This window comes from Pseudomonas sp. Lz4W (genome assembly GCF_000346225.2).
Classification (GTDB): Bacteria; Pseudomonadota; Gammaproteobacteria; order Pseudomonadales; family Pseudomonadaceae; genus Aquipseudomonas; species Aquipseudomonas paraversuta.
In genome coordinates this window covers 2,934,090-2,958,811 of the sequence record NZ_CP017432.1, presented here as the reverse complement: position 1 = coordinate 2,958,811, position 24,722 = coordinate 2,934,090, and the positions used below count along the sequence as shown (strand labels likewise).

Below are 24,722 nucleotides of genomic sequence, written 5' to 3'. Positions count from 1 at the left end.
TATATCTGCAGGAGCGAGCTTGCTCGCGAGCTCTTCAACAACTCGCGAGCAAGCTTGCTGCTACTGCGCAGGCGGGTTTAGCGCTGGCTCAACCAGAAGTCATGCAGGCCACGTGCTGCCGGCTCGATTTCAGCAACCTGTTGCTGATGGGCGGCCACGTCCAGATCCTGCGGCAGCTCGAAGTTGTCCTGTTCGGCACATTCGGAAATGCCCTGCAGCAGCTGCGCCTGAACCGCAGGCAAGGGTGTCCAGTTGGCCACGGCGACACCGCGCAAGTAGCCAAAGCACCATTCTTCGGCAAGGGTAACGGGCTGGCCGTTATGCTCGGTTTGTTCGAAACGGGGGGCGAATACTTCGCTGCCATCGGCCAGTTGGCGGGCCAGCGTGTTCATGTGGCGCACACTCAGCTCGATGAACTGCTTGGCTTCACCGGTGTTTTCCCAGTTCGGGTTCTGGCCGCCCCAGATAGCCGGGAACCAGTCAGCGATATCGACCTGTGCCGGGCCGGAGACCAGCGCGGTGAAGAAACCATCCAGCTCGCAGGTGTTGAGCACGGAGTGGTCGTCGCCATGTTTGAGCAGGATGTCGTCGAGGATTTCGAAATCGGCGTCGTTCAGCGGTTGAGTTTGCATGGGCAGGTTCCTTGACCGGTTGCGCATCTTGGGGACGCAGGGCTGAGCGTTAAAAAGTCGCGGAGAATGCCTTCTGCCGCGACTTTAATCCAGAGCCAATTGCCTTTGGGGTCTGCTAGTCAATCAACCTGAACAATAGACTCGACCACAAAGTATTTAAACCCGGCTTTGGCCAGGGCTTTTTTGGCGGCCTGTTCCGCATCGAACCGGCTCAAGGTCTTGGCATCATGCACGAACCGGGTTTCTTCTCCGTCGTACTCTTTGCTCACCTGCAGGGTGACGCGCAGCATCGGGCCGCGGCGCTTGACCGGCTCCTTGGGCGACAGCAGCGCAGGCTTGACCGGGACAGGCTCGGGTTTCACAACGACAGGGGGCGCAACGGGGGTGGCAGGAGTGTCAAGGCCGAGCGCTCTGCGCATTTCGTCCTCGGTGAATCCGGAGCTCATGTTAAGACTCTAATTGGTTTGAAAGACGCGCTTATAGGGTGCTACGCCGATGATGGCAAGCTAATTCAGTGTGCTGTTACCAAATAAGGCCTTTTTGCCATCAAACAGCCCATGGGCGGTGCGACTCAGGTGTCGCGCAGCAGGTCGTGGCTGTCCAGCAGCTTGTAGGCAATTTCGGGGTGTTTTTGCAGTGCACGGCGGATGGCTGCTGGGATCTCCTGGCGGGTTTTGCGGCACAGGCCGGGTTGCTCCAGCACCCGGATGTCGATCCCGCGCATGGTCCGCACCTCATTGAAGCCGGGCTCGATGGCCACCCGGATGCCCAGCTGCTCGTGCATCCGGCGCTGCATATGTTCGAGGTCGCTGAGGCTTTGAATGTTCTCCAGCCGTTGCAGCAGGACTTTCTCAGCCTGGCGGGTCAGGCTGAGGATGCGCAGGTCGGTCTCAGGCGTCGCCAACAGCTGTTCCCGCTCGCAATTGCAGGCGCCGGGAGGGCAGGGAGAGCGCACGGCCGGGGAAGGAGTCATCGGCCCAGCATAGTCGCGCTGCGGTTCAGGCGTCCAGACGCAGCGCTATCAGGGGCTTATGCGTCAAAACCTTCGTCCAGAATCCCGGCATACAGCTGGCGGTCAATATTGGCTCCGCTCAGAATCACCGCCACCCGCCGGCCTTGCTGCTGCGCCTGCTCCTGGATCAAGCCGGCCAGCGCGGCGGCACCTGCGCCTTCGGCGGTGTTGTGGGTGGTTTCATGGCACAGGCGCATGGCGTTGGCTATTTCCCGGTCCGACACCCGAATAACCCGTGCCGCGCCTTTGGCGATGATTGCCAGCGACTCGGGCAATGGCTGGCGGCAGGCGAGACCATCGGCAAAGGTGTGCGCGGTATCGGTGCAGATGACCCGGCCCTGTTCAAAACTTTGCGCAAAGGCATCGGCATGGCTCGACACCACGCCGACGATCCTGGTCTTGAGCCCCAGCAGATCACGGGTGCGGATCAGCCCGCAAATTCCCGAGCCCATGCCGATGGGTACATACACCGTATCCAGTTCACTTACGGCTTCGAATAATTCCAGAGCGTAGGTCGCCACTCCGCGAATCAGGTCGGGATGGAAGGCCGGGACCAGATGCAAATCATGGTTTTGGGCCAGGGCGGCGGCTTTGCTGCGGGCTTCATCGAAGTCCTTGCCGCACTCGATCACGGTGGCGCCCATGGCGCGCATGGCGGCGTTTTTTTCCAGGGAGTTGCCCTCGGGCACCACGATGCTGATTGTCAGCCCCATGCGGCTGGCGGCCAGTGCCAGGCTTTGCCCGTGATTGCCACGGGTTGCGGTAACCAGCCCCTTGATAGCGGGCTCGCGCGCAAGCAGGCCCTGCACATACAACAGGCCGCCGCGCACTTTGAAGGCGCCGGTGGGGGTGTGGTTTTCGTGCTTGACCCACACCGTGCAACCCAGGCGATCGGCCAGCAGCGGCCAGGCCAGTTGCGGGGTAGGCGCCATGCTGCGGTACACATCAGTAGCGGCGAGGCGAAGGGAGTTCAAATCAAACATGGCGCACCGTCATCCAGGGGTTTGACTCGATTCTAGGCGCGCGGCATTGTATGGGCCGACCCTTATATTGCATGGCCAACAATAAATGTGGATACCTGACCTCGGCGAATCCCCGCAACCGCGCTATCTGGCGCTGGTGGAGGCCATTGCCCGGGCCATTGCCTGTGGCGATCTCAAGCCGGGGGCGCGCCTGCCACCGCAACGGCGGCTGGCCTGGGCCCTGGGCTGGAACCCCAGCACCACCATGCAGGCTTACCGCGAGGCTGCGCGCCGGCACCTGGTATCGGGTGAAGTCGGGCGCGGGACCTATGTGCTGGCGGGCAGTCAGGAGGCGACCCTGTTTCGTTTGCAGCAGGTCGACAAGCAGGCTGCCCGGATCGATCTGCGAACCAATGTCCCGGCCATTGATCACATCGGCCAAAGCGATGCGCAGGCATTGTCGGGCTTGCTGGCTAGCGGCCAGGCAATCCGCTTGCAAGGTTATCTGAGTGCCGCGGACCTGCTGCGGGCGCGGGTGCAGGGAGCGCTGTGGTTCAAGGGCCGGGGCCTGGAACTGGCAGTAGACAACATCATGCTCTGCACCGGTGCCCAGCAAGGCCTGCTCACGGTGTTGCTGTCGTTATGCCAGGCCGGTGAACCGGTCCTGGTCGAAGCCTTTACCGCACCGGGAATCAAGGCCGCCTGCGCGCAGTTACGCCTGCCGATGCACGGCGTGGTGATGGATTGCCAAGGTATCGTGCCGGAAGATTTTGACCGCATGATCCGCGCCACGGGCGCCAGAATTGCAGTGCTCACGCCAACCCTGCAAAACCCGACTTCAGCGCTGATGAGTGTCGAGCGCAAACAGGAGATTGCCCGGATCGCCCGGCGCCACGGGGTCTGGGTGGTCGAAGACGATGTCTACGGGGCGCTGACCGACAGTCCGCCGCTGTACCGCTATTTACCGGATTTCGGGGTGCTGGTGAGCAGCTTGTCCAAGACTGTCGCCGCGGGGGTACGCATGGGCTGGATCGTGGCGAGTGCGCCATTGCTGGAGCGCATTGACCCCCATGCCCAGTCCGCTCACTGGGGGGTTGCGCCGCTGTGCGTGGCCATTGCCTGCCAGTGGATAAGCGATGGAACGGCCCATGAGCGCGCGCAGTGGCAAACCCTTGAAGTGACCCGGCGCTGGCGTCTGGCGAAAAAACTGCTGGGGGCGGCCATGTACCAGTCCGACACTCCGTCGCCGCATATCTGGCTCAGCGTTGCCGAGGGCGATGTATCGCTCGCCGAGGCCTGTCGCGGCGCCGGTGTGGATGTAGTGCCCGGGGACGTGTTTGCGGTGAAATCCACCACCATCAATGGCGTGCGCATCAGCCTGACGGCTGCCGAAAGTGCCCTGACCCTGAAAGTGGCACTGGAGCGCATCGCCGGTATCATCCGCCTGGATAAAAACCTCCAGGAGCGGGCGTGCTCGCGATAGCATCGCCGCGATCAGCCGCAAACACCGACCAGGGACACCCATGCGCAGAGAAATAGGCTACTGGCACCGCGAAGGCCGCGAGTTGTTTTACTACCTGGAATTCAGGCCCGAAACGGCCGAGTTCTACCTGACCTGCGAACACACCCCTGGCGAAGGCGAAGGCAGTGTGCGTTCAGTATTGCTCAGCGAGGCCCGGGGCGAGCGTTACTACGAAGACGCGTTGCTGATTATCAAGGAGGAGCTGTTCAAGCAATACACTGTGTGAAGGATTCACTTCCGGATATCGGTGACGGCAATGGCATTGCTGTCCACCGCCTGCTCCATGTCTGCAGCGCTCGCCTGGTGTCTTTCAGCGTTGCCATCGAGCAAGAAAATCAGGCATTGAATGTCGTATACAACGCCAGTGATATCCAAGGGGATTGATTACCAGCAAAATCAGTATTCTGGTATTAGAGGTACCGTTTACGCCGTTGTTAAACCTTTCGGGTTTGGCAACAGTGCAACACAAAGTGAGTATTCAATTTTATAGCCTGCCCGCAAAATACCGGGTCAGGTCTTTCAATAATATGCTGTTATTGATCTCCAACTATGCAGGTTGTTTTTCGGATGTATCCTACGGTCTGAATGAGTTGCGTGTCATAGAATGCTCCGCTGATTAAAAGACGTGGTGCATATGGATAATGACTGTTACATGACGATCGACGGTAAAGGTCACGCACTCTTGGCTAATGACGTCAATCTGCAGGAATACTTTGCTGTTCGATACCATAAGGTTGTCAGGCAGGGAGCGCCGGGTACCGTTGTTGGGAGTGAAAGATGGGTCAACTAAAGGGTACCTCTAAATTCAGTAACTTATGGGGAGGCCGCTCAGATATAAAGGGCCCCCCTCAGAAAGGGTTATCAAGGGGCCGCAAAAATAATGGGTGGCGGAGAATTTGCAGGCGATATGGCCTATGGAGCCGTCGACTTGGGCCTTTCCGCCTATGGGGTTGGCAGGCTTGTATTAAGACCGGATGCATGGCGCTTGTTCAGGTATGTACGCGCCGATTTTGTGCGTGGATATGAACACTCAAGTAAGGCGGCACTCACATTTGAAGTTATTTCCAACGCCACAACAATAAACACCCTGTCTGTGGAGGCCAGCAGTCGTGACCAGTAATCAATTCTTTGCAGTGGTCGTGTATTTTCTTTTATCCCTGGGCGCCTTTCTGATCTTTTACTCAATCTCACGAAGCCTCTCGGGTGCTAATCTTACACCTCGAAGGTTTTGGTTTTTCTTTATATTTCTCGTACTTTGGGGAGGCATCCAGCTTGGTGTGGCACGCGATGGCTATATTTTATTGTATTTGCCTTTCAAGGGTTGCTTTGAGGGTGACTCTATAGTCAGGTGGATTGCTTTTGTTGGCGCTGTTCTGCAAGTCGCGTGTGTTCCCGGAAAGACACCGTCGAAGCGTTGGTTTGCACGCAGGTAAGTTTAAGATGGCAGGGGTCGATGTTTTGTGAGCGCGAGTGATAAGCGCTTTCTATTCAACGGCTCCTCGACCTGCTTTTTGCTGTATCCACCCCCTCGTCCCAGACGCGGAAGTCTTTTGAATAGCTATGTTCACAATTAACTACGGTTCCTATAGACGTAGTAGGCGGCTGCTCAGTTATTCGGACGTTTCGGATGAAAAAGCAAATCCGACCGTGGGTGCAGGCTTCAGTGGCATACGGGGCAGTATTTGAATGCGATCACCTAAACCCTGGCTCCGTTGATCCGGGTTGCGACGGCCTGAAGAGTTCACAGGTTCCCTTCAAGGCAACGAGTACCGATAATGCCGCCGGCCTGGCAGACGCCGGGTAAGGAAATAGCGACTCAAAGGAGCTGTAGATGCGCGCGTTATATGTATTTGCCTTGTTGGGCACCCTGTTGTTGACCGGCTGCGCCGGCAACCCGATGACCCCGGTGGCCGACCAGACGCTGCCAGCCGCTGCCCCGGACATGGCACAAGTGGTCTTTATGCGCGACGCCTTTACCGGTAAGGCGATTACCTCGTCGCTGTATGACGTGACGGATGGCAAGACCCGATTTATTGGGGTGATGGCCAACGGTACGAAAATCGCGCACCCGGTCACAGCGGGCAAGCACACCTTTATGGTGGTGTCCGAGGCGGCTGACTTTATGGAAGCTGACCTGGTGGCCGGCAAAACCTACTACGCCCTGGTAACACCGCGTATGGGGTTGTGGAAAGCCCGTTTCTCTCTGTGGCCGGTCAGCAACGACCCGGATGCGTCCCACAGTCTGAAGTCGAAAAACTTCAAGGACTGGGTTGAAGACACTGACCTGGTGACCAACTCGCCCAAGTCCCTGGCCTGGTACGAGCGGGTCAAGGCCAGCGTTGAGAAAAAACGTGCCGAGTACTGGCCGGTATGGCAGGAAAAGAGCGCCGAAGCTGTTGCCGAGCGCACCCTCAAGCCTGGCGATGGCTTGTAAGTGAATACGCCGGGGGGATGTCACCCCCGGCGGTTTAAAACACCACCTCGCTGACCTGCAATACCCAGGCGATTGCCTGCTTCTTGTCATCCCACACATAACGAAAATGCGGCCCCTGCACCGGCAACGTCAGTGCCGGCGGGCGAAACGCGGCCACGCATTCGTGGCCTTCGAGGCGCACGCTGTTGTACAGCAAGCCCCATGCCCCTTCTTCCCGTAGTGGCCGGGCAAAGGCCTGGGGGATGCCGTAAGTGGCGGGAGAGGGCTGATGCAGGGAGGGTTCTGCGCGTACGTCGAGCATTGGCCGGCACACCTTGTTGATATAGGTGCGCAGGGTGATTTCAATACTGGCTTCCCGGGTGGCTCGCCAGAATTGCTCCTGATGAAAGCAGGTCTCGGCGATCGCCGCTTCAAGGCTGCTGGCGCAGTAATACACCCCGTAGCTGCCATCGGTAAAACGGCTGGCCCGGCCGATATGGGTAAAGGCCGCCATCACCGGGGTTGAGCCCTGGCCAGACAGCCGGTCTTCAGGCCTGACCCGGGCGAGCAGGCCGGCTTCATCGCGCAGGCGGTCATTGGTCAGCCCTTCCAGGGCATAGGCGAGTTCGAGGTCTGCCGGGTCGAGGGTGTCTTCAAACACCGAGATCGGCGGGAACGCACTGTTGATCAGGCGCCAGGCTTTGTCCCAGTCGGGCAAAACCCCGGGCATCAGCCGCGCACCCCGTCGAGGTAGCGGCGTACGTCAGCCAGGTCGACAACCTGACCGCCGAGCATGTAGCTCAGGGCCGTGAGGCCATTGAACGGCGCCGCGGCATTGGGTTTGTGCACCCATTCGTAGGCGCGCTCAGGCTGGTTGCTGAACAGGATGCGCAACGCTTTGTGCACCCCCATGAGATACGAAATACGCTCCAGGGTGTCGTGGGGCAAGCGCACGTTGGGCAGCTTTTTGTATTTGAAATAGGTGGTGTTGCCAATCGCCCCCAGCAACGTGCATTGCTGCTCTTTGCTGCAACCCCAATGCTCCATGAGATTGAAGAAAAAGGTCAGGGCGACGCGGCCGGCATCACCGGTGGTGATGTCGGGTTCGGTGTTTCTGGCGGCGAGACCCATGGCGTTCTCCTGGGATAAGGTCATACTTACCTTACTCCGCATATGAACTTTTTCAATCATTATGTTCGCAAGCGAATAAGTCTGGGGGCTTGCTGCTGCAGGCTGCGACAAGGCTCCCGTGGCCCTTCAGGATTTCAAGGCGCTTGCCCGGTTCATGCAGCGCTGACGCCGCTCGTCCACCCGTTTGGCAAACCAGGCAGTCGTCAGGGTGCGGGTAATTTTCGGACTTTGCAGGGTAATGCCCGGCAGTACGGCGCGGGGCAGGGGTTTGCCCTGTTGGCGGTCGGCCATGGCGAACACCTTGCGGTACAGGTCGGTCTGGTCAAATTCAATGCGGTCGCCTTTTAACAGCTGGTTTCTGATGGCGTTGTCACTGAGGTCGAGCTGCTTGCCCAGTGCGCGCGCTGCCCGCTCGGTAGAACCCAGGGCATAGGACCCGGGAACGGTCAGGTCACCGTCCAGGGCCAGAGGTATACCGGAGAGCTGGCTCACGGCGTTTTGAAAGGCTGCATTGCGGCTGGCGTACCAGCCGGCATTAAAGTCGGCAAAGCGGTACAGCGATTGCGTGTAGTCCACCGGATAGCCCAGCAGGTGGGCAATACCGAAATACATACCGCCGCGGCGGGTGAAGACTTCCTGGCGGATTGAGCCTGCAACCGGGTACGGATAATCCCGCGCCTGTTTTTGTGCGAAGGCGATGCTGACCTGCATCGGGCCGCCGGTGTGCACCGGATTCAGATTGCCGAACAGGCTTTTACCCAGCGGCACCATGCCGATGAAGTCGTCAAAAATGGCGCTCAGTTGACCCTCGGTCCGGGCTGCGTCGAGGCGCTGGTTGTAGGTTTTGCCATTTGCCGAGCTGATGTTCAGCGCGCTGCGCACCACAAATTCGGGGATATGCAATTTGCTGGCGCGGCGATTGATTTCAGTGCGGGCGATTTTCGCCAGCCCCGGCACCGGCGGGTCGGCCTGGAAGTTGGATTCCTGCTCGGCCACGGCCAGTACCGAACACAGGTTTTCATCACTGGCGGCCAGGCCCTGCGCAGCAAAGGCGGCCTGGATATCAGTGGCCCAGCCCTGGCGATCGGCAATGCTGGCCGGCAGCAACTGCACGACCCTGGCCCGCACCTGCTCCGGGGACCGGTCGGGTAATGATTGAGTGCCCTGGCTGCTGCAACCGGCAAGCACGGCTAATGGAGCAAGCAGCAAATACTGCAGGAAGACTCGGTTCAACAGGGTTTGACTCCTCAAAAAATGGCCCGGCGCAAGGTACTTAATCGTCCCGGGTCAGAACTTCCAGCAACTGGATCTCGAACCTGAGGTTCGAGTTCGGCGTGATGTGTGCGCCCATGCTTCTTTCACCATAGGCCAGGTGTGCCGGAACCTGCAGGGTACGCGTACCGCCGACCTGCATGCCCATCAGACCGATGTCCCAGCCTTTGATTACCCGTCCAGTGCCAATCACGCACTGGAACGGTTTGCCGCGTTCGAACGATGAGTCGAACACTGTGCCATTTTCGAGCCAGCCAGTGTACTGGGTGGTGATCAAGGCGCCCTTGACCACGGCTTTGCCATCGCCCAGTACCAGGTCATTGATCTTTAGTTCGTCAGCCATGATGCGGGACTCAAAAAGTGAAGAGGGGCAACAGTTTACCCTGCCCAAGCGAGCTTGCCCGTGATGTTCTTGGCGCTGCAATGAGCACTGTTGGCCCTGTAGAGGGTACGGATCCGGCAATCGATTTAATATTTTTTGTCCGCCAAAGGCTCTAAAACAAAGGCCCAAGGGAACTTTTTAACGAGTATCACTATCAAATGCGCTTTACTCTTAAATGAGATTGTTTATCATTGCGACCCTGGCAGTGCCGGGGAGCGCTAATCGAGCACGGGTCCATCCGGACCGTTCACACGCGATCCCAGCCTTTGGCCTGCTGAGCACACTCCATTGTTAAGGGATCAACTGGACATGTCGTCTCGATTCAAACGCAGTCAATTTTCTCTGGCTATAGTCGCCGCACTTGCTTCGCCAACCTTGCTCGCCGACGCGCTGGAGCGTGATCGCGATGAGGTCCCGGTGCAAGCCAGCGACCTGCCGGTCGATGGCACCCGGCAAGCAGTGCAACTGGAGGAAACCCGGGTACTGGGTACCGCTGCACAAGAGCTGAAGCAGGCGCCAGGCGTCTCGATCATTACCGCAGAGGACATCAAAAAGCGTCCTCCGGCCAACGACCTCTCCGACATCATCCGCCGAGAGCCCGGGGTCAACCTCACCGGTAACAGCTCCAGCGGCAGTCGCGGCAACAACCGCCAGATCGACCTGCGCGGCATGGGCCCGGAGAACACCCTGATCCTGATTGACGGCAAGCCGTCTTCTTCGCGCAACGCCCAGCGCTACGGCTGGAGCGGCGACCGTGACACCCGGGGCGAAACCAACTGGGTACCGGCCGAAGAAGTCGAACGCATTGAAATCCTGCGTGGCCCGGCAGCTGCCCGCTACGGTTCCGGGGCCATGGGCGGGGTGGTCAACATCATTACCAAGCGCCCGTCCGATAAGCTCAGCGGCTCACTCACGGCCTACTACCTGTCACCTGAAGACGACTCCGAAGGCATCAGCAAGCGTACCAACTTCAACCTCAGCGGCCCGATCACCGATGATCTGGTGTTCCGCGTATACGGCGGCGTGAACAAGACCGACGCCGATGATCCTGGCATCAATACGGCCGCCCAAGCCTCGCCTGACAGCGTGGTAGCGGGGCGCGAAGGTGTGCGCAACAAGGACGTCAACGGCTTGCTCAGCTGGCAGTTCACTCCGGAACAAAGCCTGGACCTGGAAGCCAGCTACAGCCGTCAGGGCAATATTTTTGCCGGTGACACCATGCTCAACAGCGGTGGCGACTTCGTTAACAGCCTCACCGGCAAAGAAACCAGCGTGCTGCAGCGCAGTACCTTTTCGGCGACCCACAATGGCTCGTTTGACTGGGGCTCAACCACCGCCTCGCTGAGCCACGACCTGACCCGTAACGCGCGCCTTAACGAAGGCCTGGCCGGTTATGGTGAAGGCGCTCCTTCAGAGAGCGCCGGCCGGTTCGAATCGCGCCTGCGCAATACCCGCGCCACCGGCGAAGTGAACTTGCCGCTGACCATGGGCACCGCCCAGGTCCTGACGGTGGGTGGCGAATACCTGTACGAGTCACTGAATGATCCGGGCTCGTTGCGTCCGCAAAGCTGGGACCCGGGTGCCAACGGCGATGCTGCGATTCCCGGCCAGGACCGTAGCCAGACCAAAACCACCGCCAACAGCTACGCGTTCTACGTCGAGGACAACATTGAAGTCGGCGCCAAAACCATCGTCACCCCGGGCGTACGTTTCGATCACCACAATGAGTTTGGCGGCAACTGGAGCCCGAGCCTGAACGCCTCGCACCAGATCACTGACGAGCTGAGCATCAAGGGCGGTATCGCCCGGGCTTACAAAACCCCGAACCTGTACCAGTCCAACCCCAACTACCTGCTGTACAGCCGGGGTAACGGTTGCAGCGTGGTCGAGGCCAACATCGGTGGCTGCTACCTGGTGGGCAACCCGGACCTGAAGCCGGAAATCAGCATCAACAAAGAAATCGGCCTGGCGTTCGACAAAGGTACCTGGCGTACCAGCGCGACCTATTTCCGTAACGACTACCAGAACAAGATCAACGCCAGCAACGAGTCGGCGTTCCGCCTGCCCAACGGGCGTCGCGTGCTGCAATGGGAAAACAGTGGCAAGGCCATCGTTCAGGGGGTCGAAGGCAATCTGTTCGTCAACTTGCGCGAGGATCTGGACTGGAACACCAACCTGACCTACATGATCGAAAGCAAGGACAAGGAAACCGGCGACCCGCTGAGCATCATCCCCAAGTACACGCTCAACACCACGCTGGACTGGTACGCCACCGAAGCACTGTCGTTCCAGGTCAGCGGTACTTACTACGGCAAACAGGAAGCGCCCAAGCGCAACAACCGGGCCAACGAACAACTGGACAAGTCGGTCCAGCAACCGGTTGATCCCTATGGTCTGGTGGGGTTGAGCAGCGGCTATGAATTCAACAAAAACTTCAGCGTGCGGGTGGGCATCAACAACCTGTTCGACAAGCAGTTGTACCGCAAGGGCAACGCTGACGAAGCCGGCGCACAAACCTACAACGAGGCAGGCCGTGCCTACTTCGCCTCGGTGACCAGTTCGTTCTGATAACAACCCGGGCCTGTTCGGCACGAGCAGGCATTAACAGGCGCGACACCCACGCGGGTGCCGCGCCGTTGTCGCATCTGGTGCCGGTGAAAACCCGGGGTTCGATCAAGGATTAAAACATGAACATCACAACGTCGGCCTGGGTGCCGATCCTGTCTCGTACGCTGGCGGCACTGGTCGGCGGCTACGTCTTTACCTATGCCTTTACTGCGGCACTGGCGCGCCTGTTGCCGCTGGATAACGTGGACTCGATGGTCGTCGCCAGCCTGCTGTCGTTTGTGATTTACACCTTTGCCATCCTTTGGGCGTTTGCTGCCCGCCAGCAATGGTCGGCCTGGATGGGCGCCGTACTGGCGGTCCCTCTGGGCGCTATCGGTTTCTGGCCACAACTGCTGGAGCGCCTGGGATGAAGCAGACTCTGACCCAATCCATGGCCTGGCTGCACACCTGGGGCGGCCTGGTGGTCGGCTGGTTATTGTTCGTAATCTTCCTGACCGGCAGCCTCGCGGTGTTCGATCAGGAAATCGACAACTGGATGCACCCCGAATTACCCGCCCACCACCTGAGCAATGAGCAGGCGGTGGACACCGCACTGAATTACTTGCGCGCCCACAAGCCCGACGCCAAACAGTGGGGCATCAGCTTGCCCTACGAACGTTCTGCGCAGTTGCAGGCCTCCACGGGCGGGCGCCGGGACGGAGTTTCGGTGACCCTTGATCCGGTGACCGGCGAGGTCTTGCCGGTGCGCGAAACGGTGGGTGGTCGTTTTTTCTTCCTGTTCCACTTCACGTTGCATATGCCGCGCATGCTCGGCATCTACCTGGTGGGCGCTCTGGCGATGGGCATGCTGGCGGCGCTGGTCAGCGGGATCGTGATTCATAAAAAATTCTTCAAGGAGTTCTTCACCTTCCGCCCGGCCAAGGGCCAGCGTTCGTGGCTCGACGCCCACAACGCCAGCGCCGTACTGCTGTTGCCGTTCCACTTGATGATCACCTACAGCGGACTGGCGATTTTCCTGGTGATTTACATGCCTGCGGCCATGGACGCGCTGTTCGATGGCAACCGTGAAGCTTTTTTCAAGGCTCAGGACTCTGCGCCAGCGGCCCTTGAGATCCAGCGCCCACAAGTGGCCGGGCCAGCGCCGCTGGTGGCAATCGGGCCATTGCTGGCCAAGGCCCGTGAGGTAATGGGCCCATTGAGCGGGGTAAACATCAGCAACCCCGGGCAGAGCAATGCCCAGATCCAGATCCGGCCGATTCTGGGTAACCGGATTGCCCTGACCAAGGGCCAGGGCATGCGCTTTGATGGCGTCACCGGTGAGCAACTGTCCGGGCCGACCGAAATGCGTGCGACGGTGCTTACCCATCGGGTGATTTCCGGCCTGCATTTCGCCCAGTTTGGCGGCTACCCGATGCGCTGGCTGTACTTCATTTGCGGGCTCATCAGCAGCGCCATGATCGCCAGCGGCCTGGTGTTGTTCACCGTCAAGCGGCGACGTAAATACGCCAGTGAAAGCCGGGCCGGGCAGGTGTTCTATCGCCTGGTGGAGGCCATCAACGTCACGGTCATGGCCGGTTTGAGCCTGGCCTGCGTCAGCTTGCTGTGGGGTAATCACCTGTTGCCGGTGGGGCTCAAGGAGCGGGCAGATGCAGAGCTGAACGTGTTCTTCGGGGTATGGGCCTTGAGTCTGGTGCATGCCTTGCTCAGACCGCGCATGCAGGCCTGGCGCGAGCAGTTGGGGCTGGCCGGGTTGATGTGCCTGGGCTTGCCGTTATTGAGTGTCTTGACGGTAGACCGGCCATGGGCATTGCCCAGCCGCATGGGGGTCGAACTGACGGCCATGGCGCTGGGGGCGATGCTGTTGTGGGCGTGCTGGAAAGTTTCGCAACCGGTGGTGGAGCGGGTGCCGCGTAAAAAGACTGCAGTCATGGCCGAGGTGAATTGAAATGCTGGCTGATTTTTTTGCTGGATGGGCATTCGCCTACCTGGGCATGCTCGCGCTCTGTCAGGGCCTTGAACGCCACTACAAGCAGCTGTGGCACAAACTGCCCCCGGCCGGATTGCGCCATGGCTTGCGTGGGGCCGGCTGGTTGAGCCTGGGGCTGAGCCTGTACTTTTGCGCGCAAGCCTGGGGCTGGGCCATGGGGCCTGTCGGCTGGTTCGGCATGCTTTCGTTGAGTGGTTTCGGGTTGCTGATGCTGTTGCCATACCGGCCGCGGCTGGCGGTGTGGTTACCCCTGGGATTTGCCCCGGTGTGGGCAGTGATCAGCACCCTGACCTGACCCTGGTAGGAGCGAGCCCCTGTAGGAGCGAGCTTGCCTCGCGAGCTCTTCGTTGGCCGCTCAAAGGCTCGCGAGGCAAGCTCGCTCCTACAGGGTTAGCGGGTCTTGGCCCCGGGCTTGACCCAGCGGTTGGCAATCAGGTCCAGACTGCTGCAAAACACGAAGTACAGCAGCCCCACAAACAGGAAGATTTCTGTGGGATGCACCATCACCCGATTGCTCACCTGGGTGGCGACGAACGACAACTCGCCCACGCCGATTACATACGCCAGCGACGTGTCCTTGATCAGGGTGATCCACTGGTTGAGGAACGAGGGCAGCATCATCGGCAAGGCCTGGGGCAGGATGATCAGGCGCAGGACTTGCCAGGTGCTCAGCCCCAGCGCTTTGCCCGCCGCCCATTGCCCGGGGGGCAGGCTGCTGATGCCGGCATGTACCGAATGCGCCAGATACGCGCCGCCGATCAACGACAGGGCACACACCACGGTGGCCAGGGCCGGCACGTCAACCTTGAACAGGATGGGCAACAGGAAGTAGCTCCAGAAAATCAGCATGACCACCGGGATCGCCCGCAAAAACCCGAGCACACCGAGCAGCAGCCAGCGCACCTTGCCGTCAATCAACACCAGGGCGATACCCAACACCAGCCCCAGCACCGCCGAGATCAGCCCCGACAGCAGGCTCAATAGCAGTGTGAGTGCCGCGCCGCCCAGTGGGCCGTCGGGGTAGGCGCCGAGCAGAAAGTACGACAGATTGTCGCCAATTACCGAAAAGTCCATGGCCTACAACACTCCCTGTTTGTACCACTTGCTGCGGGCCAGCCCTTGGCCGATCACCTCGATCAGCGCAATGCTGGCCACATACAGCAGGGTCGCGAAACCAAAGGCCTGGAACGTCTTGAAGGTCTCAGTCTCGACCTGGCGTGAGGCGTAGGACAGCTCGGCCAGGCCGATGGCCATGGTCAGCGAAGAGTTTTTCAGCGCATTCATGTATTGCCCCAGCAGCGGTCCCAAGGCCGTGCGTACTGCCTGGGGAAACACGATATAGCGCCACACCTGAGCCGGGGTGAAGCCCAGGGCCAGACCGGCCGCCCGCTGTTCGAGCCGCACCGAGCTGACGCCAGCGCGGAACTCTTCTGCAATAAAGGCGGCGGTGTAGAGCATCAGGCCCCAGAACCCGGCAATGAATTCAAAGGACGGCCATTCAATGTCAAACAGGCCCAATGCCAGGCTGCGCGGCTGATTGAGCCATATCACCAGCCCCTCGGGGAGCATCGCAGTGACCCCGAAGTACCAGAAAAACAGCTGCACCAGCAGCGGTGTATTGCGAAACAGGGCCAGGTAGGCCCGCGCCGGCCACGACCACAGACGGGACGGCGAGATGCGTGCCAGGCACAGCAGAAAACCCAGCCCGGTGGCCACCAGGCAGGTCAGGAGCGAGAGGATCAGGGTCAGTACAAAACCATCGAACAACCAGTGCAGGTATTTCGGGCCAAGCAGTTCACCAAACATAAACAGGGTCCATCCAGAAACGAACAAAACCCGTCCGGTTGACCGTGACGGGCTTGAAGGTGCTGCGAAGTCTGATCAGCTCTTGTCGCCAATCTTGTACAGACGGGTCAGCGGAGTCTTGGTGGTCGGACCGAACCAGGTGTCATAGATGCCCTGGGCCTTGCCCTGGGCTTCGAGGTCGGTAAGGGTCTGGTTGACCACTTCGGTCAGGCGCTCTTCACCTTTTGGAATACCGACACCGATCAAGTCATTGGATATGGTGAACGGCGGCACTTCGTACTTGTCTTTGTCCGGCACATTGGCCAGCAGCCCGATCAGCTTCGGACCGTCCTGGGTAATGGCCTGCACGTTGCCGTTGCGCAGGGCAGTGAAGGCAAACGGCGTATCGTCATAGGCCACCACCTTGGCGCCGGGGAATTTCTCGCGCAGTACACCTTCGTTGACCGTGCCCTTGTCCACGCCCACGCGCCACTGGTTCAGCTCCTGCGGGGATGTGAGCGTGCCTTTCTTGACGATGAACTGCTGGCCTGAGGCGAAGTAGGGAATGCTGAAGTTCACCTGTTCGGCGCGCTCCGGGGTAATGGTGAAGTTGGCCAGTACCAGGTCGACCTTGTTGGCGACCAGCAGCGGTACGCGGTTGGCCGGGTTGGTTGGCTGTAACTGCAGTTTTACCCCGAGTTTGTCGGCGATGGCCTTGGCGTAGTCCACGTCCAGGCCTTCGATCTGCTTGCTTTTGGCATCGACAAAACCAAATGGCGGGTTGCTGTCAAAGGAAGCTACGCGCAGCACGCCAGACTTTTTGATGTCATCCAGACGATCGGCGTGGGCCAGCCCCGACAAAACAGCCAGGGTCAGAGCGGTGAGGGCAGTGAGTTTTTTCATTTCGTTCTCATCATGAGTTGGAATGCTTATGACGAGAGTCTTGCAGGAAATTTAGAGTTTAAAAAAGAATATAAAACTATTTGGTTATTCTCTTGGGGTATATGCGCCTTTGTAGGAGCGAGCTTGCCTCGCGAGCTTTTTGCGATCCGCAATACAACGCTAAAAGCTCGCGAGGCAAGCTCGCTCCTACAGGGGGTGATGGGTGATGGGTGGTGGGCGGCTCAGCCCACTTTGATCAGGCTTTGTCGGCAGTGCAGCGTCAGTTTCGCACCGCCGCCCTCGCGGTCGCCGACATCGAGGCTGAAACCGTGCAGGTTGACGATGGCCGCGACGATGGACAGACCCAGGCCAAACCCGCCGTGTTTGTCATCGCTGCGGTAAAAACGCTGGAACACCGCCACCCGTTCCGCTTGCGGTATGCCGGGCCCGGTATCCAGCACTTCGATGCGCGGACTGCCTTCATCGTTCACCGCCCGCAGGATCACTTCACCGCCGGGCGGGGTGAATTTGATCGAGTTACTCAACAGATTGGCCAGCGCCTCAAACAGCAACGCCCGGTCGCCCGTCAGCCCGGGCAGGGTTTCGGGCATATCCAGGGTCAGGGTGACCTGGCCTTCCTCCGCCAGGGGCAGGTAAAAGTCGTACACCTCCTGGAGTAAAGGCCGCGGGTCGAGTTGCACAAAGCCCGAACGACGCTGGTGGTCTTCCAGTTCGGAGATGCGCAACAACCCGCGAAAACGCGCCATCAGGGTGTCGGTTTCGCCAATCACTTCATCCATTTGCAAGGCCTGGGCAGAGCCTTCGACGGCTTGCTGCCGGATCCGGTACAGCTGCGCCCGCAAACGGGTGAGCGGGGTGCGCAGGTCGTGGGCGATGTTGTCGCATACCCCTTTGACCTCGTGCATCAGCCGCTCGAGGCGGTCGAGCATGGCGTTGACAATGGCGGCCAGCATGTCCAGCTCATCGCGGCGGTTGGACAGCGGCAAGCGGCAGGTCAGATCGCCGGCGACAATCGCTTCGGCGCTGGCCTGAATCGCCCTGATGCGTTGCAGCGGACGTCGGCGCAACAAGTGCCAGCCGGCAATGCCCGGAATGATGGTCAGCGACAGCCCCCAGAGCAGGGCATGCAAAATGATCCGGGTCACGGCAAACAGCGAACCGTTATCGCGCACCAGTATCAGCCAGCGGCCGTCGCGGGTCTGCGTGGCTACGGCATCACAGCTGTCTTGCGGCAGATTCGGATCATCGGAGTCGATGCAGGTACTCAGTTCATGGATCCGACCATCCAGTGGCAGACCTTCGGGGATGCTTTGTATCGGACCGCTTAGGGGCTGGTGCTGCGCATTGAACAGTCCATAAGCATCAACTGCACGCATATCGAACGTCATGCTGGTGGCGAGCGCTTCGTCCAGTTGCTCGCCCTGAAAACGGGCAAACAGGTGCTGGCGCTGCATCAACGAGTGTTTGGCCAGGTTGCCCAGGTAATCCGAAACCTCGTAGTACAGCACCCCCATGAGGATGCAGCTCCAGGCCACGAACAGAAAACTGTACAGCGCCAGCAGACGGCTACTGGAAGAACGCCAGCCCTTAGAGGGGTTCGGCAATGACATAACCCGAGCCTCGAACGGTGCGGATAAGAGGCACCTGGCCCTGGGGGTCGATTTTTTTGCGCAGGCGCCCGATATGGACGTCGATCAGGTTGGTGCCCGGGTCGAAGTGATAGCCCCAGACTTCCTCGAAGATCATCATGCGCGAGAGGATTTGCCCGGTGTTGCGCATCAGGAATTCCAGCAGCTTGTATTCGGTGGGCAGCAGGCTCAGTTGTTGCTCGGCGCGGCTGGCTTCGCGGGTGATCAGGTTGAGTTCGAGGTCGGCGACCCGCAGCGAAGTTTCGTGTTTGTCGGCCGGGCTTTTGCGGCGCAGCAAGACTTCAACCCTGGCGGCCATTTCGTCACTGGCAAAGGGTTTGGTGAGGTAGTCATCGCCACCTGCGCGCAGGCCGCGAACCCGCTCGTCGACGTCGGAGAGGGCGCTGATCATCAGGATCGGGGTGCTGACGCCAATGGTGCGCAGGGTGGTGACAATCGCCAGCCCGTCGAGCTCGGGCAGCATGCGGTCGAGGGTGATCAGGTCGTAGTCGCCGCTCACGGCGCGCACCAGACCTTCGCGGCCATTGGCTACCCAGTCTACTTCCAGGCCGTGGCTGCTCAACTCAGCCACGATCTCTTTTGCCGTTACGGCATCGTCTTCGATGGTCAAAATCCGGGTCATACCGTCACCTGATGGGCCTTTTGTGCAGTGAGCACATTTTGCCCACAAAAAGCTGAAACGTTTCTGAATATTTCTTCATGTTCGAAAGGTTAGCCCCGCAGGGGCGAGCATGCCCGCGATCTTTTGATCTTGAAAAAGCTCGCGCCTGCAGACCGGGTCATTCCTGCAGGGCCGGCCGCGCGGTTGCCATCTGCGGTATCGGTTTGCGCATCAGCGTCCCCACCAGCAGTGCGCCCAGCAAGGCCAGGATCCCGGCCACCCACAGCACCACCCCGAAGCCGGAAACAAAAGCCCGGGTTGCCAGCGGTTCAATGCGTGTGCGGGCTGCCTCTGGCAGTTGGCTCAGGGCTCCCGGCATGTCTCCCGCCACCACCCTTGTGGCAATAAAGTGGCTCTGTTCAAGCCACGGCCGCGCTTGCTGCCTGAGGCTGGCCTGCAGGTTTTGCTCGGTGTGACTGCCAAGCAAGGCACCGAATACACCGATGGCCAGCACGATGGCGCTGAAGCGCATGGTGGTACTCATGCCGGACGCCATGCCCACCCGGTCCCGGGGTACGCAGGCCATGATGTTTTTCTGTGTGTCGCCATTGAGCAAGCCGGCTCCGGCACCGGTCACTGCAGTGGTCAGGGCAAAGCTCAAGTAGCCACCATGGTCCACCGCCCAGGCACTGAGCAGGTTGCCACAGCCAACCAGGGTCAGGCCTGCCGCCATCAGGCTGGCCGGGCTGACGTGCGAGGCCAGGCGGGCACCAATACGCGGGCAGATCAGCATGGCCAGGGCAAACGGCAACATGCCCAGGCCCGACGCGACGGCGCTGAAGCCCAAGCCGTTTTGCAGGTAAAACGGCAGCAGCGTCATCATCACTTGTGCGCAACCGGCGTAGGCAAACATCCCGAGCAGGGCACCGATAAAGCGCGGGTGACGGAACAGTTGCAAGTCAATCATGGGCCGCCGTTGCACCGCCTCGACCCATACGAACAAGCCCAGCAATAACGCTCCGGCACTCAGGCGGGCATAGGTCATCGGGCTGTCCCAGCCAATGCGGTTGGCTTCGATCAGGCCCCAGATCAGGCACAGCAGACTGGCGCTGAAGGCCAGGCTGCCCCAGGGGTCGAGACGGGCTGCCTGGGGATCCCGGGACTCGGCAATGGCATGCCTGACCAGCAGCATCAGCAGCAAGCCCACGGGCAGGTTGAGGTAGAAAATCCAGCGCCAGCCCAGGGATTCGGTGATCAGACCGCCAAGGGTCGGTGCAGCCGTCATCGCCACGCCCATGCACGCCCCCCAGAACGCCCAGGCCTTGGCACGTTCGACCTCGTCATGAAAGGCGTGGCCAATGGAGGCCAATGCTGAAGTCAGCAACAGAGCCGCGCCGACCCCTTTGACGGCCCTGGCGATCTCCAGCAACAGGCTGTTGGGGGCAGCGCCGCAACCGATGGAGGCAAGGATGAAAATGCTTAAACCCCAGAGCAGGGTTTTCTTGCGGCCAAAGCGGTCGGCAATGCTCCCGGCAGGCAGCAGCAGGGCCGCAAATGCCAACATGTAGGCGCTGACCACCCATTCGATATCGACAAAGTTGGCCCCAAGGTCGCGGGCGATGCTGGGCAGGGTGACCGCGACGATATTGGTATCGAGCACGATTAACGAACACACCCCGCTGGCAGTCAGCAGGGTCAGGCGTGGGCTGACAGTTTTCATGGCGCAGTTCCTGGATGATGAGTCTCAACATTGCTTTGCAGGTAATTGGTTTGACGGGCAGGTTCCCTTCTCTCTAGTGTGGGATGGCCACAGACTATCGCGCTGCATGGCAGAGTCTGTTAGCTGCTAACCCTGACTTCATTACCTTTGAGCTAATGCTGGTATGGATATACGTCATTTCCGCTATTTTCTGGCTGTCGCCCGACAGCGCAACTTCACCCGCGCCGCGCAAGTGCTGGGGATTGCGCCGCCTACCCTAAGCCGGCAAATCCAGGACCTCGAGCATGCACTGGGGGTGCGTCTGTTTATTCGCCAGCAACGTCAGGTCAGCCTGACCGAAGCAGGCCAGGCCTTGCTGCCCGAGGCTGACGCCACAGTGCGCCAGTTCGAACTGGCGCAGCGCAATGCCCGGCGGGCCGGGCGCGGTGAAGTGGGGCATATCGAATTGGGCTACGTTGCGTCGGCGGTTTACTCCGGCGTGTTGCAACGCCAGGTGCAGGCTTTTTCCCGGGACTGCAGCGAAGTCAGTCTCAATGTGCAAGAAGCGCCGATGGCCGACCTGCCGCTGAGTGTGGTGGAAGGCCGCTTCGACCTGGGTTACGTGCGTTCACCCATGGCCTTGCCTCCGGAGCTGGAGGCGATTGGCCTGAATGCCGAGGGTTTTGTACTGGCCCTGACGGATGATTCATGGCTCACGCGTCTTAAAGGCATCAGCGCGCAACACCTGCAAAACGAGACCTTTATCCTGCCCGAACAAATCAGCGGCACTTTGCAGGTTGCGGCCCAGGGTGGCTACGCCCCCAGGCTCGGCGCCCAGCCCGGTGGCCTGGTGGCGGTGATTGCTCTGGTGTCGCTGGGGCAAGGGGTGGCGGTGGTGCCGGAGTCGGTGGTCGGGCATATCAGTTTGCCCAATGTGATTTACCGGCCGATCGAGGGCTGCGCGGCAACGTCATGGTTGTCCCTGATTCACCGCCGGTTTGAAAAGTCCCCGGTGGTGGCCCGTTATATCGCCAAAGTGAAACATGATTTTCGTACCTTCACGCCGGCTGCCAACTAACAACCCGGTCTTTCTGAATATCTGCTTGGTATAGGTGCGTTTACCTGTAGACCCAGTACAATCGCGCACTTTTTACCAGGCATGGATGCTGTTCGGCACCTGCTTACGAGAAAGCCCATGGTTTCTGCTAGTTACTCCCCTTCGCTGGTTTTTATTTCCCTGTGCGTCGCAATACTCGCGTCGTATACCGCCCTGGATCTGGCCGGACGAATCGCCACGGCCCGTGGCCGAACCGTGTATCTGTGGATGAGCGGCGGGGCGCTGGCAATGGGCTTTGGCGTGTGGTCGATGCATTTTATCGGGATGCTCGCCCTGCAGTTGCCGCTGGAGCTGGGTTATGACCTGGGGCTGACGGTGTGGTCGTTGCTGGTGGCCATTCTGTCGTCAGGTTTCGCCTTGTGGCTGGTCAGCCAGCCACGCTTGCCGGCCCTGCAATTATTGTTCGGCGCTTTGGTCATGGGGGCAGGCATCAGCGCCATGCACTACAGCGGTATGGCGGCGTTGCGCATGCAGCCGGGAATCGATTACGACCCGGCGCTGGTGGGACTGTCCCTGGTGATTGCGGTAGGGGCCTCGGCCGCTGCCTTGTCCATAGCGTTCCGCCTGCGCAAGCACACCCCCTATGTGCATCTGGTGCGGGCCGGGGCTTCGATCATCATGGGCGTGGCAATTGTCGGCATGCACTACACCGGCATGGCTGCGGCGAATTTCCCGGTCGGCAGTTTTTGCGGCGCGGCCGTGGACGGTTTGAGTGGCAAGGGTCTGGATAATCTGGTGCTGGTGACCAGCCTGGCGGTGTTGGTCATTGCCTTGTTGACTTCAGTTTTTGACGCCCGGCTGGATGCAAGTACTGCGGCCCTGGCGAACTCCCTGACCCTGGCCAATGAAGAACTGACCCAACTGGCCCTGCATGACACCCTGACCGGCCTGCCCAATCGCACCCTGCTGGCCGACCGGATCAGCCAGGCCATGGCCAAAGTGGCGGAGCAGGGCGGGTGCTTCTCGTTGATGTTTATCGATCTGGACGGCTTCAAACCGGTTAACGATGCTTTTGGTCACCACTTGGGTGACCGTTTGCTGCGCGAAGTGGCGTTGCGCTTGCGTGAACAGTTGCGCAGCCAGGACACCCTGGCGCGCATCGGTGGCGATGAATTTGTGTTGTTGGTGCGCTTGAGCGAACCGGACGATGCGCCCCAGGTCGCCGCGCGGCAGGTCAGCCTGCTGTCAAAGGGGTTCCGGGTTGATGAGCATGATTTGCAGATCTCCGCGAGTGTCGGCATTGCTCTGTATCCAGGCAACGGGCAGACCGCCGAAGAGCTGCTGATGAACGCCGACGCGGCGATGTATCACGCCAAGGGCGCCGGCAAAAACGGTTACAGCTTCTTCGATGTCTCGATGAACACCAATGCCCGCAAACAACTGCAACTGCTCCAGGACTTGCGCCAGGCGGTGGAGCAAAACCAGTTCCGCTTGCACTACCAGCCCAAGTTTGACGCCACCAGCGGCCAGCCGGTGGGGGCCGAAGCCTTGTTGCGCTGGGAGCATCCGCAGCAGGGGCTGTTGCTGCCCGAGCACTTTATCGAACTGGCGGAAAAAACCGGGTTGATCATTCCCATCGGCGAGTGGGTGCTCAATGAAGCCTGCCGCCAGATGCGTATGTGGTTCGATCAGGGGTATAGCCACTGGCGCATTGCAGTCAATCTGTCGGCGTTGCAGTTTTGCTATTCGGGGCTGGTCGACAGTGTGGTTGCGTCGCTGGAGCAGCACGGGTTGCCGGCCAACAGCCTGACCCTGGAAATCACCGAAACCACGGCCATGAGCGATGCGGACGCGAGCATGACCGTGCTGCAAAAGCTGTCGCAGATGGGGGTGGATTTGTCCATCGATGACTTCGGCACCGGCTATTCGAGCCTGATGTATCTCAAGCGCCTGCCGGCCAATGAACTGAAAATCGACCGCGGGTTTGTCCGCGACCTGGAGCATGACAGCGACGATGCCGCGATTGTCTCGGCGATTGTGGCTCTGGGCCAGGCACTGGGGTTGCGGATTGTGGCTGAAGGGGTTGAAACCGACACCCAGCAAAGCTTCCTGACCACTCTGGGCTGTGATGCCCTGCAAGGTTTTCTGCTGGGGCAACCGCTACCGGCCGAGCAATTCATGCTGGATATCCATCGCGCCGAACTGTCGCGTTAAGGCCAATCGCCAGCGTCCTGACAAACCAAAGCTTTCGCGGTTATTCTGCCGGTCACATTTGCACCGTCGAACTGGAGAGCGTTTTTATGGACAAAGTCATCTTGATCACCGGCGGCAGTCGCGGCATTGGCGCTGCAACTGCGATCCTGGCAGCACAGCAGGGCTACCGGATTTGCATCAACTACCTGACGGATGCCGCCGCCGCCCATGAAGTGCTGGCCCGGGTGCATGCGCTGGGGGCAAAGGCGATTGCGGTGCAAGCCGATGTCAGCAATGAAGAAGAGATCATCAGCCTGTTTACCCGGGTTGACGAAGAGCTCGGGCCGATCACGGCGCTGGTCAACAATGCCGGCACCGTGGGCCTCAAGTCCCGGGTCGACGAAATGTCCGAATCGCGTATTTTGCACACCCTGAGAACCAATGTGCTGGGGCCGATCCTGTGTTCCAGGTATGCGGTACTGCGCATGTCTCCGCGTTACGGCGGCCAGGGCGGCAATATCGTCAACGTGTCGTCGGGGGCTGCACGCCTGGGCTCGCCCAATGAGTACGTGGACTATGCCGCTTCAAAAGGCGCACTGGACACCTTTACGCTGGGCTTGTCCAAAGAACTGGCGGGCGAGGGGATCCGGGTCAACGCGGTGCGCCCGGGCCTGATCTTTACCGAGTTCCACGCCTTGAGCGGCGACCCGGGGCGGGTCAGCAAGCTGGAGTCGAGCATCCCGATGGGCCGTGGCGGACGCCCCGAGGAAGTCGCCGAAGCCATTATCTGGCTGCTCAGCGACAAGGCTTCCTACGCCACTGGTACCTTTATCGATTTGTGCGGCGGGCGTTGATCCAGGCCCGTTAGATACCCAACAACAGGCCCGGCCTCTGTGGGCGCCGGGCTTGCCCGCGATGGCATCGCTGGCAAGGCTGGCGGTATTACCTGGATAT

At 60.0% G+C, this 24,722-nt stretch carries 26 protein-coding genes; 12 read left to right on the top strand and 14 right to left on the bottom strand.

What is annotated here, in order from left to right; translation table 11 throughout:
- Nucleotides 1-77: 77 nt before the first annotated feature.
- The 4 genes from B195_RS13490 to B195_RS13475 form a co-directional block, all read right to left on the bottom strand.
- Nucleotides 78-632 (bottom strand): UPF0149 family protein, encoded by a 555-nt coding sequence (locus B195_RS13490; RefSeq protein WP_003446252.1) that lies wholly within the window; start codon nucleotides 630-632, stop codon nucleotides 78-80.
- A 119-nt stretch (nucleotides 633-751) separates the two neighbouring features.
- Entirely contained in the window at nucleotides 752-1,078 is a 327-nt protein-coding gene (locus B195_RS13485) for a hypothetical protein (protein ID WP_003446251.1), read from the bottom strand.
- Nucleotides 1,079-1,203: 125 nt separating this feature from the next.
- Nucleotides 1,204-1,605 (bottom strand): hypothetical protein, encoded by a 402-nt coding sequence (locus tag B195_RS13480; protein WP_003446250.1) that lies wholly within the window; start codon nucleotides 1,603-1,605, stop codon nucleotides 1,204-1,206.
- A gap of 56 nt (nucleotides 1,606-1,661) precedes the next feature.
- A complete protein-coding gene (locus tag B195_RS13475) occupies nucleotides 1,662-2,627 on the bottom strand; it encodes a threonine dehydratase (RefSeq protein ID WP_003446249.1) in 966 nt (321 codons plus the stop codon).
- Between the two features lie 85 nt (nucleotides 2,628-2,712).
- On the opposite strand from B195_RS13475, the gene B195_RS13470 reads away from it, so the two are divergent.
- The 5 genes from B195_RS13470 to B195_RS13455 all read left to right on the top strand — a co-directional run bounded on the left by B195_RS13470 (nucleotide 2,713) and on the right by B195_RS13455 (nucleotide 6,562).
- On the top strand, nucleotides 2,713-4,089 hold the full coding sequence (locus tag B195_RS13470; protein ID WP_003446248.1) for a PLP-dependent aminotransferase family protein: 1,377 nt from the start codon (nucleotides 2,713-2,715) through the stop codon (nucleotides 4,087-4,089).
- 40 nt (nucleotides 4,090-4,129) lie between these two features.
- Nucleotides 4,130-4,354 (top strand): hypothetical protein, encoded by a 225-nt coding sequence (locus B195_RS13465; RefSeq protein WP_003446247.1) that lies wholly within the window; start codon nucleotides 4,130-4,132, stop codon nucleotides 4,352-4,354.
- Nucleotides 4,351-4,512 (top strand): hypothetical protein, encoded by a 162-nt coding sequence (locus B195_RS22935; protein WP_156428477.1) that lies wholly within the window; start codon nucleotides 4,351-4,353, stop codon nucleotides 4,510-4,512. Before B195_RS13465 ends, B195_RS22935 begins: the two co-directional genes overlap by 4 nt.
- Before the next feature lie 496 nt (nucleotides 4,513-5,008).
- Nucleotides 5,009-5,248: a DUF4225 domain-containing protein gene (locus B195_RS13460; RefSeq protein WP_083912805.1), complete on the top strand. Its 240-nt coding sequence runs from the start codon at nucleotides 5,009-5,011 to the stop codon at nucleotides 5,246-5,248.
- A 711-nt stretch (nucleotides 5,249-5,959) separates the two neighbouring features.
- Nucleotides 5,960-6,562 (top strand): hypothetical protein, encoded by a 603-nt coding sequence (locus B195_RS13455; protein ID WP_003446245.1) that lies wholly within the window; start codon nucleotides 5,960-5,962, stop codon nucleotides 6,560-6,562.
- 34 nt (nucleotides 6,563-6,596) lie between these two features.
- Here the strand turns inward: B195_RS13455 and B195_RS13450 are convergent, their stop codons facing one another.
- The 4 genes from B195_RS13450 to B195_RS13435 all read right to left on the bottom strand — a co-directional run bounded on the left by B195_RS13450 (nucleotide 6,597) and on the right by B195_RS13435 (nucleotide 9,287).
- The gene (locus tag B195_RS13450) at nucleotides 6,597-7,271 is read right to left on the bottom strand and encodes an RES family NAD+ phosphorylase (RefSeq protein ID WP_003446243.1); all 675 of its coding nucleotides are present in this window, start codon (nucleotides 7,269-7,271) and stop codon (nucleotides 6,597-6,599) included.
- Complete coding sequence (locus B195_RS13445; RefSeq protein ID WP_003446239.1) at nucleotides 7,271-7,672, bottom strand: MbcA/ParS/Xre antitoxin family protein; 402 nt, start codon at nucleotides 7,670-7,672, stop codon at nucleotides 7,271-7,273. Before B195_RS13445 ends, B195_RS13450 begins: the two co-directional genes overlap by 1 nt.
- A 126-nt stretch (nucleotides 7,673-7,798) precedes the next feature.
- Nucleotides 7,799-8,905 (bottom strand): DUF1615 domain-containing protein, encoded by a 1,107-nt coding sequence (locus tag B195_RS13440; protein ID WP_037001888.1) that lies wholly within the window; start codon nucleotides 8,903-8,905, stop codon nucleotides 7,799-7,801.
- Between the two features lie 40 nt (nucleotides 8,906-8,945).
- Nucleotides 8,946-9,287: an FKBP-type peptidyl-prolyl cis-trans isomerase gene (locus B195_RS13435; protein ID WP_003446235.1), complete on the bottom strand. Its 342-nt coding sequence runs from the start codon at nucleotides 9,285-9,287 to the stop codon at nucleotides 8,946-8,948.
- 348 nt (nucleotides 9,288-9,635) lie between these two features.
- Here B195_RS13435 and B195_RS13430 point away from each other — a divergent pair, with 348 nt between their 5' ends.
- The 4 genes from B195_RS13430 to B195_RS13415 all read left to right on the top strand — a co-directional run bounded on the left by B195_RS13430 (nucleotide 9,636) and on the right by B195_RS13415 (nucleotide 14,176).
- Entirely contained in the window at nucleotides 9,636-11,894 is a 2,259-nt protein-coding gene (locus tag B195_RS13430; protein WP_003446233.1) for a FepA family TonB-dependent siderophore receptor, read from the top strand.
- A gap of 119 nt (nucleotides 11,895-12,013) precedes the next feature.
- Nucleotides 12,014-12,304, top strand: a complete 291-nt coding sequence (locus tag B195_RS13425) for a hypothetical protein (RefSeq protein ID WP_003446231.1) — start codon at nucleotides 12,014-12,016, stop codon at nucleotides 12,302-12,304.
- Entirely contained in the window at nucleotides 12,301-13,839 is a 1,539-nt protein-coding gene (locus tag B195_RS13420) for a PepSY domain-containing protein (protein ID WP_003446224.1), read from the top strand. Before B195_RS13425 ends, B195_RS13420 begins: the two co-directional genes overlap by 4 nt.
- A 1-nt stretch (nucleotide 13,840) precedes the next feature.
- A complete protein-coding gene (locus tag B195_RS13415) occupies nucleotides 13,841-14,176 on the top strand; it encodes a DUF3325 domain-containing protein (RefSeq protein ID WP_003446223.1) in 336 nt (111 codons plus the stop codon).
- A gap of 95 nt (nucleotides 14,177-14,271) precedes the next feature.
- On the opposite strand, the gene B195_RS13410 is transcribed toward B195_RS13415, so the two are convergent.
- The 6 genes from B195_RS13410 to B195_RS13385 form a co-directional block, all read right to left on the bottom strand.
- Entirely contained in the window at nucleotides 14,272-14,955 is a 684-nt protein-coding gene (locus tag B195_RS13410) for an amino acid ABC transporter permease (RefSeq protein WP_003446221.1), read from the bottom strand.
- Nucleotides 14,956-14,958: 3 nt separating this feature from the next.
- On the bottom strand, nucleotides 14,959-15,687 hold the full coding sequence (locus B195_RS13405) for an amino acid ABC transporter permease (protein ID WP_003446219.1): 729 nt from the start codon (nucleotides 15,685-15,687) through the stop codon (nucleotides 14,959-14,961).
- 75 nt (nucleotides 15,688-15,762) lie between these two features.
- Nucleotides 15,763-16,569 (bottom strand): ABC transporter substrate-binding protein, encoded by an 807-nt coding sequence (locus B195_RS13400; protein WP_003446218.1) that lies wholly within the window; start codon nucleotides 16,567-16,569, stop codon nucleotides 15,763-15,765.
- A gap of 221 nt (nucleotides 16,570-16,790) precedes the next feature.
- The gene (locus B195_RS13395) at nucleotides 16,791-18,179 is read right to left on the bottom strand and encodes a HAMP domain-containing sensor histidine kinase (RefSeq protein ID WP_010656928.1); all 1,389 of its coding nucleotides are present in this window, start codon (nucleotides 18,177-18,179) and stop codon (nucleotides 16,791-16,793) included.
- On the bottom strand, nucleotides 18,157-18,840 hold the full coding sequence (locus tag B195_RS13390; RefSeq protein ID WP_003446214.1) for a response regulator transcription factor: 684 nt from the start codon (nucleotides 18,838-18,840) through the stop codon (nucleotides 18,157-18,159). The genes B195_RS13395 and B195_RS13390 overlap by 23 nt, the downstream gene beginning before the upstream one ends.
- A 157-nt stretch (nucleotides 18,841-18,997) precedes the next feature.
- Nucleotides 18,998-20,539, bottom strand: a complete 1,542-nt coding sequence (locus tag B195_RS13385) for an MFS transporter (protein WP_003446212.1) — start codon at nucleotides 20,537-20,539, stop codon at nucleotides 18,998-19,000.
- A gap of 163 nt (nucleotides 20,540-20,702) precedes the next feature.
- On the opposite strand from B195_RS13385, the gene B195_RS13380 reads away from it, so the two are divergent.
- The 3 genes from B195_RS13380 to B195_RS13370 all read left to right on the top strand — a co-directional run bounded on the left by B195_RS13380 (nucleotide 20,703) and on the right by B195_RS13370 (nucleotide 24,622).
- Nucleotides 20,703-21,596, top strand: a complete 894-nt coding sequence (locus B195_RS13380; protein ID WP_003446211.1) for a LysR family transcriptional regulator — start codon at nucleotides 20,703-20,705, stop codon at nucleotides 21,594-21,596.
- 117 nt (nucleotides 21,597-21,713) lie between these two features.
- The gene (locus tag B195_RS13375) at nucleotides 21,714-23,789 is read left to right on the top strand and encodes a bifunctional diguanylate cyclase/phosphodiesterase (protein ID WP_003446202.1); all 2,076 of its coding nucleotides are present in this window, start codon (nucleotides 21,714-21,716) and stop codon (nucleotides 23,787-23,789) included.
- A gap of 86 nt (nucleotides 23,790-23,875) precedes the next feature.
- Entirely contained in the window at nucleotides 23,876-24,622 is a 747-nt protein-coding gene (locus B195_RS13370; RefSeq protein ID WP_003446200.1) for an SDR family oxidoreductase, read from the top strand.
- Nucleotides 24,623-24,722: the final 100 nt, after the last annotated feature.

Bases quoted from the DNA above. Each gene is read 5' to 3' on its own strand.
- B195_RS13470 (WP_003446248.1), top strand. From the start codon at position 2,713: ATGTGGATACCTGACCTCGGCGAATCCCCGCAACCGCGCTATCTGGCG.
- B195_RS13415 (WP_003446223.1), top strand. From the start codon at position 13,841: ATGCTGGCTGATTTTTTTGCTGGATGGGCATTCGCCTACCTGGGCATG.
- B195_RS13445 (WP_003446239.1), bottom strand. From the start codon at position 7,672: ATGGGTCTCGCCGCCAGAAACACCGAACCCGACATCACCACCGGTGAT.
- B195_RS13370 (WP_003446200.1), top strand. From the start codon at position 23,876: ATGGACAAAGTCATCTTGATCACCGGCGGCAGTCGCGGCATTGGCGCT.
- B195_RS13380 (WP_003446211.1), top strand. From the start codon at position 20,703: ATGGATATACGTCATTTCCGCTATTTTCTGGCTGTCGCCCGACAGCGC.
- B195_RS13420 (WP_003446224.1), top strand. From the start codon at position 12,301: ATGAAGCAGACTCTGACCCAATCCATGGCCTGGCTGCACACCTGGGGC.
- B195_RS13485 (WP_003446251.1), bottom strand. From the start codon at position 1,078: ATGAGCTCCGGATTCACCGAGGACGAAATGCGCAGAGCGCTCGGCCTT.
- B195_RS13405 (WP_003446219.1), bottom strand. From the start codon at position 15,687: ATGTTTGGTGAACTGCTTGGCCCGAAATACCTGCACTGGTTGTTCGAT.
- B195_RS13475 (WP_003446249.1), bottom strand. From the start codon at position 2,627: ATGTTTGATTTGAACTCCCTTCGCCTCGCCGCTACTGATGTGTACCGC.
- B195_RS13435 (WP_003446235.1), bottom strand. From the start codon at position 9,287: ATGGCTGACGAACTAAAGATCAATGACCTGGTACTGGGCGATGGCAAA.
- B195_RS13395 (WP_010656928.1), bottom strand. From the start codon at position 18,179: ATGTCATTGCCGAACCCCTCTAAGGGCTGGCGTTCTTCCAGTAGCCGT.
- B195_RS13425 (WP_003446231.1), top strand. From the start codon at position 12,014: ATGAACATCACAACGTCGGCCTGGGTGCCGATCCTGTCTCGTACGCTG.
- B195_RS13460 (WP_083912805.1), top strand. From the start codon at position 5,009: ATGGGTGGCGGAGAATTTGCAGGCGATATGGCCTATGGAGCCGTCGAC.
- B195_RS13430 (WP_003446233.1), top strand. From the start codon at position 9,636: ATGTCGTCTCGATTCAAACGCAGTCAATTTTCTCTGGCTATAGTCGCC.
- B195_RS13390 (WP_003446214.1), bottom strand. From the start codon at position 18,840: ATGACCCGGATTTTGACCATCGAAGACGATGCCGTAACGGCAAAAGAG.
- B195_RS13400 (WP_003446218.1), bottom strand. From the start codon at position 16,569: ATGAAAAAACTCACTGCCCTCACCGCTCTGACCCTGGCTGTTTTGTCG.
- B195_RS13465 (WP_003446247.1), top strand. From the start codon at position 4,130: ATGCGCAGAGAAATAGGCTACTGGCACCGCGAAGGCCGCGAGTTGTTT.
- B195_RS13455 (WP_003446245.1), top strand. From the start codon at position 5,960: ATGCGCGCGTTATATGTATTTGCCTTGTTGGGCACCCTGTTGTTGACC.
- B195_RS13385 (WP_003446212.1), bottom strand. From the start codon at position 20,539: ATGAAAACTGTCAGCCCACGCCTGACCCTGCTGACTGCCAGCGGGGTG.
- B195_RS13490 (WP_003446252.1), bottom strand. From the start codon at position 632: ATGCAAACTCAACCGCTGAACGACGCCGATTTCGAAATCCTCGACGAC.
- B195_RS13410 (WP_003446221.1), bottom strand. From the start codon at position 14,955: ATGGACTTTTCGGTAATTGGCGACAATCTGTCGTACTTTCTGCTCGGC.
- B195_RS13450 (WP_003446243.1), bottom strand. From the start codon at position 7,271: ATGCCCGGGGTTTTGCCCGACTGGGACAAAGCCTGGCGCCTGATCAAC.
- B195_RS13480 (WP_003446250.1), bottom strand. From the start codon at position 1,605: ATGACTCCTTCCCCGGCCGTGCGCTCTCCCTGCCCTCCCGGCGCCTGC.
- B195_RS13375 (WP_003446202.1), top strand. From the start codon at position 21,714: ATGGTTTCTGCTAGTTACTCCCCTTCGCTGGTTTTTATTTCCCTGTGC.